This is a genomic window from Mesorhizobium sp. WSM4809 (assembly GCF_055811655.1).
This window is the reverse complement of record NZ_JBVVQW010000017.1, coordinates 14,824-27,719: the sequence shown is the minus strand read 5'-3', so window position 1 is coordinate 27,719 and position 12,896 is coordinate 14,824. Positions and strand designations below refer to the sequence as shown.

Here is a 12,896-nt window from a genome sequence, read left to right as displayed (position 1 = left end):
CCCTCACCTGCCAAAACCGGCAAAGAGTGGCATCCGACGCGGCAATTGCCGACCGTCAATCCTTGTGATGCGCACGACCTGCTGCGGCTTGGCGCCGAGGCGCAGTTCGGCCGCGGCGAACAGGCGATCGACGATGTAGTAGTTGCCGCGCATGCGGTAGTTGACCAGCTGATTGCCGCCGTCAGCACCAATGATGAAGAGCGGCGGCGCCTCGCCCTGATCGATGCGGCGCGGGAATTCGATATAGACCTTGCTGCCGTCGTCAAAGGCCCGTGTCGGTCTCCAGGGCGGTGTGTCGCCGGCTATTGAATAGCGGAATCGGATATTTTCGAGCGCAACATTCGACGCGACCGGCGTAGCAGCCTCGGCCTGAACGTTTCGCCGACGCAGCGCAAGGATCTGGTCTTCGCTGTAAGTCCAAGAGATGGCCGCCATTGCGGTCTTCTCCGTGCTTTGGAGCTGCAAGTGATAGGTGCGTCGATCCGTGGTGATCACCAGATTTGTGGTAAGCTCGGGCGCAAACGGCTTCACCAAAACATGGGTGCGCTGACTGTCAGCGGTGCCACTGACGGTATCGCCTATGACCCACCGGACCGTGTCCCCGGCGGACACGGCTGTCAGCTTCTCGCCCGGCTGCAGAGCGATATCGGTGACGCGCTCCGGCGCGGCAAAGAGCTGATAAAGCGCACCGTCGGTGAAGGGATAGATCTGGACCGCGTTGACATAGCCATACCTGGTTGGCTGCCGGGTTGCGGCCTTGTTGGCATCGGCAACGCGTTCTTCAGGTGAGCGCTTGTCGTCGGCGACCTTGACCGGGTCAGGCTGCAACTGGCCGGGCAGCGGTAGCGGCTTTGGCACCTCGACGATCTTGACCGGTTGCTCCGGCGGCTTCTCGATCGACGCTGCTTTGAAGTCGGCAGCGTCATAGGAAATCTCGGGCGGTGGCACCGGCTTGGATGCGCAGGCCGACAGCACCGCGGCTGAGGCCGACAGGATCAGCGCGGCACGGAGCGATGGGGCTCTATTTGTCATTGGCGGGCTCCTTGGGGGAAACGGATGACGGCGCGGCGCTGTCGAGCTCGCGCGACCAATCGATGGCGTTGATGAAGACGCCGAGCGGATTCTTGCGCAGTTGGTCCGTATTGCTTGGCGGCCGGATCATGACCGTGAGGATCGCCGTCCAGCGGGTCGTGCTGACAAGGCTGCCGCGCTCAAATACCTGCTCGGTCCATTTGACCTGGAACGAGCTGTCGGAAGCCCGCACCACGCTGGTCACTTGGACGGACACGCTGCGCGTGCCGATCTGACCGAAAGGGTCGTTCGCCTTGGCATATTCGTTGAGGAAGTGCGCGCCGCGGTCGGTGGCAAAGTCATAGGCCGCCAACCAGTTTTGCCGCACCAACACCGGATCGGTGGAAACGGAACGGATATTCTGGATGAAGCGGCCAAGATGCCAGGCGATCTGGGCATCCGTTGGCTCGTAGTCCCGGATTGCCGAGGCGACGGCGCGCGTCTCGCCAAAGCGGTCGACCTCGACGACGTATGGCACAACCCGGCTCTGCATGGACTGCCAAATGAGCCCGCCCGAGAGCCCGGTTGCCAACGCCAGGCAGCCAAGAGCCATCAGCCGCCAATTGCGGGCCTGCACCCGCGATGAGCCGATGCGCTCATCCCACAGGTGGCCCGCCCTCTGGTACGGTGTAATGGGCTCGGGTGTCTTGCCGTAGCGTTGAACGGATCGCTTGAAGAGCATCTAGTCGTCCTTGTCGTTGAGAGAGGGATTGGCGCTACCGCCCGGTCTGTCACCATCACGCACGGCCTGTATGGCGGCGTGGCGGTGGGCTCGCGCAGACTGCTGGGAACGCAGGCGCCTGGCCCAGCCAGGGGCCGCGTCGGCGGTCGAACCCGCAGCACTTTCAGTCATCGACGGGAAAGACGACCCGCCGGTCGCGGTCCATGCGGCTTGGCGCCCGGCATCGGCGCTGCGTCCGAAGGTTCCCGCGGCAGATCGTGCCGCTCGCATCGCGGCGCCACTGGCGGCACCTGCCACGCCCTGCATCCCAGCAGCCACACCGGACAGGCCGGAGTCAGGCGAGGTTGCACGCCCCAACTGCCATGCTGAGGAAGCTGCGGAACCGATGGTCGTGCCGGCTCGAATTGCGGCAAGCCCGCCATCAGCTGCCACGCGCGCGCCAGCGACCGCAGCACCTCCGGCAACGAGTGATGCACCGGCCGCGGCCGCGGCCGTACCCAGTGCGGCGCCCGCACCAAGCTGCGGGGCGCCGGAGACGAGACCGGATGCTATTCCAGGCCCGAAGATCCCTAGCCCAAGAAGCGCCAACGCGCCCAACACCTGCGACATGGCTGCGGCCAAATCCGGCTCCTTGCCGTGCAGCGCGGAAGCGAACTCGCCGAACAGTGTGGAGCCGATGCCGACGACGACGCCAAGCACCATCACCTTGATGCCCGACGAGATCACGTTGCCGAGCACACGCTCGGCCAGGAACGCCGACCGGTTCCAGAGTGCGAAGGGCACCAGAACGAATCCGGCGAGAGTGGTGAGCTTGAACTCCAGAATGGTGATGAAGAGCTGGATGGAAAGAATGAAGAAGGCGATGATGACCAGGAACCAGGCCACGAGCAGCACGAAAATGGTGAGCGCGTTGCCGAAGATTTCAGGAAAGCCAAGAAGCTGGCTCGCCTGATCGAGCAGCGGCCAGGCGCCCTCAAAGCCTGTGGCGGCAATACGTCCGGGCCGCAGGAGATTGTCGGGGGAAAGATTGTCGGCAGAAGCGTGGATGCCCAGCCCGGCAAAAGAGCGGTATATAATGTCGGCGAGGTTCTTGAAATTGTTCAGGATGAAAGCGAAGACGCCGACATAGAGCACCTTGCGAATAAGGCGGGCGAGAATGTTGGGCTCGCCGGCGAATGCCCAAGCGAGCCCGGCTAACGTTATGTCGATGCCGATCAGCGTCGCGGTGAGGAAGGCGACATCGCCCGACAGCAGACCGAACCCGCTGTCGATGTAGCGGATGAAAGTCTCCATGAAGCGATCGATGACCCCGAGGTCGTTCATTCCGCCTTCCCCCTCGTGAAAGAACTGGTGATCAGTTGGCGGGATAGGCCGTGCCGGTGCCGAGGAATCGCTTTGTCGTCTGGCGGGCGGCTTCTTCAGACTGCGCCTTGCGAGCCGCGTCCTCCGCCTCAGCGCGAAACTGCGTCGCGAGCAGCGTCTGGATCTGCATCTGCTGCTTGGTTGACAGCGCGATCAGTTGGTTGGTGGCCTGGCTTGCCTCAAGCGCACCGGCAGCACCCTGGCTGCGGTTGACGAGATCAGCAAGCAGGTCGCGATCGCCGCGGACGTTCTCGAGGATCTGCGACTGGACACCCATCGTCTGCCGGAACGCCTGCATGGCGCTCTGCCAGCGCTCGCGCGCTGCGGTTGCCACATCGCTGACCTTAATCGTAGCGTCGTAGCTTTCGGGATATTGATGGCGCCACTGGTCCTGCAGCTTGCCCAGATCAAAACTCAGGCCACTCGCCTGGTCCATGAGGCCGTCGATCCGCTGCAGCGAACCGGTGAGCTGGCCCACCGAAGAAAAATCCAGCCTCTGAAGGTTGCGCGCCATGTTCTGCAGCATGGTCGCCTGGTTCTGGAGCGACTGGATCTGGTTGTTGATCTGCTCCAGCGAGCGCGCCGCCGTCAGCACATTCTGGCTATAGTTCGCCGGATCGAAGACAATGAGCGCATAGGCTGGCTGGACATAGTCGGCCATCGGTTTGGCGAGGAGGGAAAGGGTGATCAGGCCGGAAAGGAAACGGCGCCGTATCATGACGATTGCTCCATGTCTGGTTGAGGGAATTGGCGGAGAAGCTCGGCGGCCCACTCGTGACCGCGGGCATTTAGGAAGTGGGAGGCAAAGCCGTCCTGCCCGTGCTCCGACAGGATCCTGTCGATCAGGGTCTGGCTGGCGGGATCGGAGGCACCGCATAGCGCAAGCGCGATGGCGCCCAAGCCCAGGTCGAACAGACGATTGCCGCGGCGCGATTGAAGATAGTAGTGCCGCTTCGGCGTGGCGCGCGCGACCAGTTCGATCTGCCGCTCGTTCAGGCCGAAACGCTCGTAGGCTTCCCGTGCCTGCGGTTCTACGGCACGATCATTGGGAAGAAAAATGCGCTGCGGGCAGCTCTCGATGATAGCCGGTGCGATTGCAGAGCCAGCGATGTCGGCCAGTGACTGCGTGGCGAAAATGACGGAGACGTTCTTCTTGCGCAGTACCTTCAGCCATTCGCGCAGGCGGGCGGCAAAGAGCGGATTGTCGAGATAGAGCCAAGCCTCGTCGAGCATGAGCAAGGTCGGTCGCCCATCGAACCGCGCTTCGAGGCGATGAAAAAGATAGGTGAGCACCGGCAGAACAGCGCCTTGGCTGTGCATCAGCTCTTCGGTCTCGAAGCACTGCACATCCGACAAGGCCAGCCGATCGTCATCCGCGTCGAGCAACCGGCCGAAGGGGCCGTCGAGCGTGTAGGGCATCAATGCGGACTTCAGCGCGTTGGACTGAAGCAAGAGCGACAGGCCGGTGAGTGTGCGTTCCTGTGCCGGCGCGGTTGCAAGACTGGTGAGCGCCGACCAGATTGCCTCTTTCGCCTCTGGGGTGACGGTGACGTTCTCATGAGCGATGAGTCCGGCGATCCATTCGGCCGCCCAGCTGCGGATGGCCGGATCATCAACCTTGCGCAGCGGCTGGAAGGCAAGCGCACCGTGCGCACGCAGCGCGTGGTGCTCTCCACCCATGGCAAGAATTGCGGCGCGGGCTGAATTGCCTTTGTCGAAGACATAGACCTGCGCGCCGGCATAGCGTCGGAACTGCAGCGCGAAGAGGGCAACGAGAACCGACTTGCCGGCACCAGTCGGTCCCACGATCAGCATGTGGCCGACATCGTCGACGTGGGTGGAGAGCCGGAACGGTGTCGACCCGCTGGTTGAGGCGAAGAGAAGCGGCGGGGCCTCTGCCTGGATTGCCTTGGCGAGATGCTCGTTCGCCGCCGGGCCGGCCCACGCCGAGGAAAGCGGCATCAAGTGGGCGAGGTTCAATGTGTGAACGAGCGGCTGGCGCACATTCGCATAAACATGGCCGGGCAACGAGCCGAGCCAGGCCTCGACCGCATTCACGCCTTCACGGATCGTGGCGAAGCCGAGGCCATTGACGACGCGCTCGACCGCGCGAAGTTTGGCCGCGGCGGCTTGATGGTCCTCGTCCCATACCGTCACCGTCGTCGTCAGATAGCCAAACCCGACATGATCGCCGCCTAACGCCTGGAGTGCGGCGTCGGCATCGAGCGCCTTGTTTTCGGCGTCGCTGTCGACGAGCGGGACAGGTTCACTGGTCACCACCTCGCGCAGGATGGCCGCGATCGATTTGCGCTTGGCAAACCACTGCCGCCGCAGCCGTGTCAGCGTCTTGGCGGCCTCCGTCTTGTCGAGCGGAATGAAGCGTGTCATCCAGCGATAGGCGAAATCCTGGTGGTTGAGCGCGTCGAGAATTCCGGGCCGTGTGACATTCGGAAAACCGAGAATGGTGAGCGTGCGCAGATGTTGGTCGCCAAGCATCGGCTCCCATCCGCCAGTAAGCGGCGCATCGACCAGGATGCCGTCGAGATAGATCGGTGTTTCCGGCACGGCGACGGGATGGCGGCTGGTCGAGATCGTGCCGTGGAGGTAAGTCAGCGTCTCGGCATCATCCAGTGCGCGTATTTCGGGCATCAAGCCCGACAGGAGATCCTGCACGCGGCCGGTCTCGTCCCGGAACCGCGCCAGTTCCTGGCGCCACTCTCTCTCGCCTTGAGAATGATGCGAATCGACGAGAGCGCTTTGCGCCCGCGCCTGGCTATCCGGCGGCGGCATGAACGCCAGCGTCAGGTGGTAGCGGCTCTCGTAGTGCGCGACCTTGCCTTGAAAGGCCGCGCGCCGTTCTTCGTCGACCAACCATGACGCAGCGTCGGGGAAGCGCGAGTCTGGATAGCCCAGCGCCTCGATGCGCTCGGCCTCGAAGAACAATGCCCAGCCAGAGCCGAGACGTCTGAGCGCATTATTGGCTCGCGCGCAGATGCCGATGAGTTCGGCTTCTGTTGCACTCTCGAGATCAGGGCCGCGGAATGCGAATGTGCGCTGGAAGCTGCCGTCCTTGTTGAGCACGATGCCTGGTGCTATCAGTGCGGCCCAAGGCAGATGATCGGCAAGCCGGTCGGCCTTGCCCCGATATTCCGAAAGATTCAGCATGCAAGCCACCCCCTCAGGCGAAGGTGGCGGACGAGCACGCCGGCGAAGTCCGGGTCGCGGCGGGCCACGAAGACAGCCACAGTGTGCCCGCAGATCCACAGCACCAGTCCGGCAATCCACTGCTGCAAGCCAAGCCCGATGGCCGCGGCAACGGTGCCATTGAGGATCGCCACCGCTCGCGGCGCGCCGCCGAGCAGGATCGGTTCGGTCAGTGCCCGGTGAACCGGAACCTCGAAGCCTTCTATGTGCTCTCCGGCCAGCATCAGACGAGTGCCCCGCCGCCAAAGGAGAAGAAGGAGAGGAAGAAGCTCGATGCGGCAAAGGCGATCGACAGACCGAAGACAATCTGGATGAGCCGACGGAAGCCACCTGCCGTGTCGCCAAAGGCGAGTGTCAGGCCGGTGGTGATGATAATGATGACCGCGATGATCTTGGCGACCGGACCCTGCACCGATTCCAAGATTTGCTGCAGCGGCTGCTCCCAAGGCATGCCGGAGCCGGCGGCGTATGCCGGAAACGTTAGAAGAAACACGAGCGCGGTGGCCCAGAGAAAGCGAAGCTTCTTGCGCATGAAGTGACCTTTCAGAGTTGCTGGAGTTGCGGAAGCGTGAGCTGGGTGACGGCGTAGTCGCCACTGCCGTCGAGGCCAGTGACCTCGGCGATCGCCTCGATGCGGCGCGAGGATCCGCGGCCAGCGATGAAGACGATCAGATCTATTGCCTCGGCGATGAGCCGGCGGGGAACGGCGACCACGGCTTCCTGTGCGAGCTGCTCGATGCGGTAGAGGGCAGACCGCGCCGAGTTGGCATGAACCGTGGCAATGCCGCCTGGATGACCGGTGTTCCACGCCTTCAGCATGTCGAGCGCTTCGGCGCCTCTGATCTCGCCGACGATGATGCGATCGGGTCTGAGGCGCAGTGTCGAACGCACGAGATCGGCGAGCGTGACCGAACCCCGCCTCGTCCTCAGGGCAACGCAGTCTTTTGCTGCGCATTGAAGTTCGCGCGTATCCTCGATCAGGATCACCCGCTCGTCGCAGTCGGCGACGACGGCCAGCAGCGCATTGGCAAGGGTTGTCTTGCCCGAGGACGTGCCGCCTGCGATCAGGATGTTGCGCCGTTCGCGGACGGCTCCCTTCAACGCATCGGCCTGCAGCGGCAGCATGACGCGGTCGGCGACATAATCGGCCAGGGTGTAGAGTTTTGCGGCAGGCTTACGAATAGCAAAGCAGGGCGCCAACACCACGGGTGGCAGCAGGCCTTCGAATCGCTCGCCCGACGGCAGTTCGGCGCTGACGATCGGCTTATCCGCATGCGCTTCGGCGCGCACATGGGAAGCGACGAGGCGGACGATCCGCTCCGCCTCGGCAGGATGGATGTGCACGCCTGTGTCGACCAGGCCTTCTCCGATCCGATCGAGCCGCAGTGCTCCGTCGGGATTGACCATCACCTCGATGATCAATGGATCGGAGAGCGCTTGGGTGATCGCCGGACCCATGGCGGTGCGCAGCATCGCGCTGCGGCGGTGGTCGGCTTCCGGATGAGAGTTCACCCTTCCCCTCCCACGTCATTGTCTTTGCCAAGCGATCGTTTTCCGGACGCGATCTGCCGACCCACCTGCTCGACAAATTTGTCGAAGCGCTCCTGGCCAATGGCCTGCGTTGCCCTGTCCGGGACCGGCGTGTGGGCGTGAAGCGTGATCGAAAAGCGAATGAAGAGCGCCAGGCTCTCCAGCATCATCTCGACGTCGCGCCTGACATAAGCGAGGTCGCGAGAAAGACGGTCGAGCCGTACCCCGTAGCGTTTGTCGAGCTCATTCTCGCCACGGCGCTCGATGAAGGCTTCTACCGCCTTCGCGACAATCGCCGATTTGGTGGTCGAAGGATCACGACTGAGTTTGTCCAGCTTCTCGCTCAGCTCAAACTCAAGCAGAAACTGGTGACGAATGCGGCGGGGCTTCATGAGGCTTGTTCCAGCTGCCAGCGCCGGCGCGCCGGCGACGGGAACAAGCATCCGCCAGATGCCCACGAAAGCTTATCGCCGTTATCTACGCCGAAGTACGCCGTCAGGAAGCGGCGTTCAGAAACCGGGCACGATGTCTTTATCGTCGCCCCTTCCCTCGTTGATGCCATAGGCGCGGGCAGCCGTCGAAATCCGATCCATGACACGCTTGTCGGCGACCGGCTCGCTATCATCGTCAACAGACTTGAAGAGATCGCCCTGGTCAGCTTCTTGAGAAAGCACGACTTGATCTTCTGGCAGAGCTGGATGTCGCTGCTGCTGGACGCCGCCCTCGTCCCCGATCGCGGCGTCGGCAATCTCGTCGCCTGCAGCCAGACGGCTGTCAACGCCGCGGACCTGTCCAGTCCAATCGTCCGGGCGCGAAGCGGGACAGTCGGCGTAAGTGCCGTCCCGCAGCACCGGGGACGGTAGCACGCGTTCCGTGAAATTCCGATCCTGGTAGTAGCGCAGCTTCTGCGCGCGCAATGGCGGCAGGCCTGAAATCAGCACCAGCTCGTCGTTCTGGGGCAGCTGCATCACCTCGCCAGGAGTCAGCAGCGGTCGGGCCGTTTCCTGGCGGCTGACCATGACGTGCGACAGCCAGGGGGCCAGACGATGGCCGGCATAGTTGCGCATGGATCTCAGTTCCGTCGCCGTGCCGAGCGCGTCCGAGATGCGCTTGGCCGTGCGGTCGTCATTGGAGGAAAAGGCAATGCGCACATGGCAGTTGTCGAGAATGGCACTGTTCTCGCCGTAGGCCTTGGATATCTGGTTCAAGGATTGCGCGATCAAGTAAGCGCGAATGCCGTAGCCGGCCATGAAGGCGAGCGCGGTCTCGAAGAAATCTAACCGACCGAGCGCCGGGAATTCGTCGAGCATCATGAGCAGCCGATGTTTGCGACCCTTCTTAGGGTCGCCTTCAAGGCGCTCCGTCAGGCGTCTGCCGATCTGGTTCAGGATCAGTCGTACCAAAGGCTTGGTGCGCGAGATGTCCGATGGCGGCACGACCAGATAGAGCGACATCGGTCGCTCGGCATCCATGAGATCGACAAGGCGCCAGTCGCAGGCCGATGTTGCCGCCGCAACCGTCGGGTCGCGGTAGAGCCCGAGAAACGACATGGCGGTCGATAAAACACCCGAACGCTCGTTTTCCGATTTGTTCAGCACCTCGCGTGCCGCCGAGGCCACCACCGGATGGACCTCAGGCTTGTCGGGCGTGCCCAGGTGGTTGGTGGTCATCATCCGCTGCAGCGTCGCGGAAAAGGAACGTTGCGGGTCCGACAGAAAAGTGGCGACGCGGGCAAGCGTCTTTTCCTCTTCGGCATAGAGCACGTGCAAAACGGCGCCGACGAGGAGGGAATGACTTGTCTTCTCCCAGTGGTTCCGGCGATCCAGCGCACCTTCCGGATCTACCAGGATGTCGGCGATGTTCTGGACGTCGCGGACCTCTTGCGGACCCTTTCGCACCTCAAGCAACGGGTTATAGCGCGCCGACCTCGGATCTGTCGGATTGAAGAGAAGACAATAGGAGAATTTCGACCGCCAGCCGGAGGTCAATTGCCAATTCTCGCCTTTGATATCGTGAATGACGGCCGACCCGGTCCAGGACAGAAGCGTTGGAACAACCAGTCCGACGCCCTTGCCTGATCGTGTTGGGGCAAAGGCCATGACGTGCTCGGGCCCGTCATGTCGCAGATAGCGATCCTTAAGCTTGCCGAGGAAAACGCCGGCCGGTCGAAACAGCCCTGCCCCCTCGATCTCCTGAGTCGTCGCCCACCTCGACGAGCCATAGGTCGTCACCGATCCGAGCTGTCGCGCGCGCCAGAGCGAGCCCGCGATGGCTGCGGCACAGCCCACGAACCCACTGGCGCCGGCGAGCGCACCGGCCTTATCGAAGACCTCGGGCGCATAGGCGTCGAAATGGTACCACCATTCGAACAGTTTCCACGGCTTGTAGATCGGCCAGCCAGCCACGACAAACCACGGCGTGCCGAGTGGCGGCTGATGACCCAGCATATGGGCGCACCACTGCGTGGCCGCCCACACGCCGAGCATGACGATTGCGAATACGACGGCGATCTGCCCGATCAGCAACTTCGTGGGCGTCATTGGCTTGCTCCGCTGTTCTGAACGTCGGGGGGCAAGCATCGCGCGGAGCGATGTGAACTGAAATGCACACTACGCACGACCAGGTGCGATGGGGAATGGGCCGGATCGCTCACAGAGCAGCCTTTTACGTGCCTGGAGCCCGCGCCGCAGACTGGGTCACCGGCCATGGCCGCCCTCGGCGATCGCGACCTATTCTGTGGTTTTGCTTCGTCTGATCAAAACGCAGGCATGCGTTTAGCGCGAGATACGACCACAGGCATCTGAACGGGTCGGCATCTCCTCGACATCCAACTGGCCGATGACGCGCTTTGCTCCGGCGTGTGTCGTATGGACGGGCCATCACAAATCATTCGACGGTAACCGATTTTGCGAGATTGCGCGGTTGGTCGACATCTTTGCCCATGAAGACAGCCGTCTCGTAAGCAAGAAGCTGTATCGGCAAGGCAAAGATCATTGGCGCGATAATCTCGTCGACGGTCGGCAGCACAATCGTGTGCATCGTTTTGAGTTTCGAAGCAGCGGCCCCTTTCTCATCAGTGATGAGGATAATCCGTCCTCCCCTGGCGGCCGCTTCCTCCATGTTGGAGACGGTCTTGTCGAAAAAGCGATCATGTGGCGCGATGACGATCACTGGCATGTTTTCGTCGACCAAAGCGAGTGGACCATGCTTCAATTCACCAGCCGCATATCCCTCGGCATGGATGTAGGAAATCTCCTTGAGCTTCAGCGCACCTTCCATGGCCAGTGGGAAACTGGTGCCGCGGCCGAGATACAGGACGTCATGGCACTTTGACAGTTCGCGCGCCAGGAGCTCGACATCTGGCTTGATGCTGTTCAGGACCTGGCGCATGATTCGCGGCATTTCGGCAAGGCTCGCGACGAGCGCCTTCGCCTCAGCTTCGGTTACCGTTCCACGGGTCCTGGCAGCACCAATGGCGAGTGTGGCAAGAACCACAAGCTGGCAGGTGAAAGCCTTGGTGGAGGCGACGCCGATCTCCGGCCCGGCAAGAATTGGGAAGACCGCGTCGGCCTCCCGCGCGATGGTCGATTCCCGGCTATTGACGACAGCGCCGGTCGTCAGCCCACGCCCCTTGCAGTATCTCAGAGATGCGAGCGTGTCGGCGGTTTCACCGGACTGCGAAATGAAAAGAGCCGCCGAGTGCGGCGACAATGGGATCTCCCGGTAGCGGAATTCGGACGCGACGTCGATTTCGACCGGCAGGCGCGCATAGCGCTCGAACCAGTATTTTGCGATCAGTCCAGCCAGATAGGCTGTGCCGCAAGCCGAGATCGCCAGGCTCGGGATGCTGGCAAAATCTATGCAAGAAGCCGTATCGATGGGATTTCCTTCGGAGTTGATGTGATGAGCGAGCGCACGGGCGACAACCTCGGGCTGCTCATGAATTTCCTTCTCCATGAAATGGCGATAGTTGCCCTTATCGGCCAGGTATGCCCCGGCAAGGGAAGTCTGGCGCGGACGCTCGACGGGATGGCCATCGAAATTGAAGATATCGGCGCCTGTCTTGCTGATAACGGCCCAGTCGCCATCGACGAGATAGGTGATTGCATTTGTGAAGGGCGCAAGCGCGATGGCGTCGGAGCCCAGGAACATCTCGCCGTCGCCGTGACCGATTGCCAATGGGGGTCCGTTGCGCGCCGCCATGATGGTCGATGGATCATCCTCAAAGAGAACGGCAAGGGCGTAGGCACCGCTGACGCGCTTCAGCATGGCATGCATTGCCTCGCCCCGCCCCATGCCCTCCCGGCGGTATCTTGCCAAGAGATGAACGACGACTTCGGTGTCGGTATCGGTCTGGAACTCGGCGCCCGCCGCCGCCAGTTCGTCCTTCAACTCGGCGAAATTCTCGATGATGCCGTTGTGAACCACGGCCACACCCTCCGCAATGTGCGGGTGCGCGTTGCGCTCAGTGGGTGCCCCATGGGTTGCCCAACGTGTGTGTGCGATGCCGATGAAGCCACTCAGCGGCTCTTCCTTCAATCTTCTCTCGAGATTGACAAGCTTGCCCTTGGCGCGCCGGCAGTTCAACGAGCCCTCGCAAAGGGTGGCGACGCCGGCTGAGTCATAGCCGCGATATTCGAGCCGCTTCAATGCGTCAACCAACCGCTCCGACACTGGCTGATGTCCAACGATGCCAACAATCCCGCACATGATCGTCTCCGAATTCTTCCCGGTAGCCTCAGTCGGCGCGAAGGAAACCCGCCGCCGCTCAGCCCCTAGTGGAAATCGGCGAAAGAGGTAAAATCGATTGTTGGGATAGCTGCCATCCAACCAGCGGATGGTCGGGAAACGTGTTTGACGACCCGGCGAGAGGACCTTTGACCTCGGCTAAACAGGTCTCCTGACCTCAGCTTCACCCGTCTCAGAGAGTGAGAAAGCCGTCAAATTCGCCACCAACTGTCGCGATTTGCGGCTTTCGACCGAGCCGGCCGCGCAAATCGCCCGTGCAAGCTGTCCCAGGATGGTCCGGTGGCCGACTTAGTCGCGG

11 protein-coding genes are annotated in these 12,896 nt (G+C 62.3%); all 11 read right to left on the bottom strand.

What is annotated here, in order from left to right:
• Positions 1-3 precede the first annotated feature (3 nt).
• The 11 genes from trbG to glmS all read right to left on the bottom strand — a co-directional run bounded on the left by trbG (position 4) and on the right by glmS (position 12,559).
• Complete coding sequence (trbG, locus tag AC0L24_RS28050; RefSeq protein ID WP_473564450.1) at positions 4-1,032, bottom strand: P-type conjugative transfer protein TrbG; 1,029 nt, start codon at positions 1,030-1,032, stop codon at positions 4-6.
• Positions 1,022-1,753: a conjugal transfer protein TrbF gene (gene trbF / locus AC0L24_RS28045; RefSeq protein WP_473564449.1), complete on the bottom strand. Its 732-nt coding sequence runs from the start codon at positions 1,751-1,753 to the stop codon at positions 1,022-1,024. The genes trbG and trbF overlap by 11 nt, the downstream gene beginning before the upstream one ends.
• The gene (gene trbL / locus AC0L24_RS28040) at positions 1,754-3,076 is read right to left on the bottom strand and encodes a P-type conjugative transfer protein TrbL (RefSeq protein ID WP_473564448.1); all 1,323 of its coding nucleotides are present in this window, start codon (positions 3,074-3,076) and stop codon (positions 1,754-1,756) included.
• A gap of 31 nt (positions 3,077-3,107) precedes the next feature.
• A complete protein-coding gene (gene trbJ / locus AC0L24_RS28035; RefSeq protein ID WP_473564447.1) occupies positions 3,108-3,833 on the bottom strand; it encodes a P-type conjugative transfer protein TrbJ in 726 nt (241 codons plus the stop codon).
• Entirely contained in the window at positions 3,830-6,280 is a 2,451-nt protein-coding gene (gene trbE, locus AC0L24_RS28030) for a conjugal transfer protein TrbE (protein WP_473564446.1), read from the bottom strand. The genes trbJ and trbE overlap by 4 nt, the downstream gene beginning before the upstream one ends.
• Positions 6,274-6,543, bottom strand: a complete 270-nt coding sequence (locus AC0L24_RS28025) for a VirB3 family type IV secretion system protein (RefSeq protein ID WP_473564445.1) — start codon at positions 6,541-6,543, stop codon at positions 6,274-6,276. Before AC0L24_RS28025 ends, trbE begins: the two co-directional genes overlap by 7 nt.
• Positions 6,543-6,851, bottom strand: coding sequence for a TrbC/VirB2 family type IV secretion system protein (locus AC0L24_RS28020; protein ID WP_473564444.1), 309 nt, complete (start codon positions 6,849-6,851; stop codon positions 6,543-6,545). Before AC0L24_RS28020 ends, AC0L24_RS28025 begins: the two co-directional genes overlap by 1 nt.
• 11 nt (positions 6,852-6,862) lie before the next feature.
• Entirely contained in the window at positions 6,863-7,831 is a 969-nt protein-coding gene (trbB, locus tag AC0L24_RS28015; protein WP_473564443.1) for a P-type conjugative transfer ATPase TrbB, read from the bottom strand.
• Positions 7,828-8,241 (bottom strand): CopG family transcriptional regulator, encoded by a 414-nt coding sequence (locus AC0L24_RS28010; RefSeq protein WP_473564477.1) that lies wholly within the window; start codon positions 8,239-8,241, stop codon positions 7,828-7,830. Before AC0L24_RS28010 ends, trbB begins: the two co-directional genes overlap by 4 nt.
• A 117-nt stretch (positions 8,242-8,358) precedes the next feature.
• On the bottom strand, positions 8,359-10,389 hold the full coding sequence (locus AC0L24_RS28005) for a conjugal transfer protein TraG (protein ID WP_473564442.1): 2,031 nt from the start codon (positions 10,387-10,389) through the stop codon (positions 8,359-8,361).
• Between the two features lie 346 nt (positions 10,390-10,735).
• A complete protein-coding gene (gene glmS, locus AC0L24_RS28000) occupies positions 10,736-12,559 on the bottom strand; it encodes a glutamine--fructose-6-phosphate transaminase (isomerizing) (RefSeq protein ID WP_473564441.1) in 1,824 nt (607 codons plus the stop codon).
• Positions 12,560-12,896: the final 337 nt, after the last annotated feature.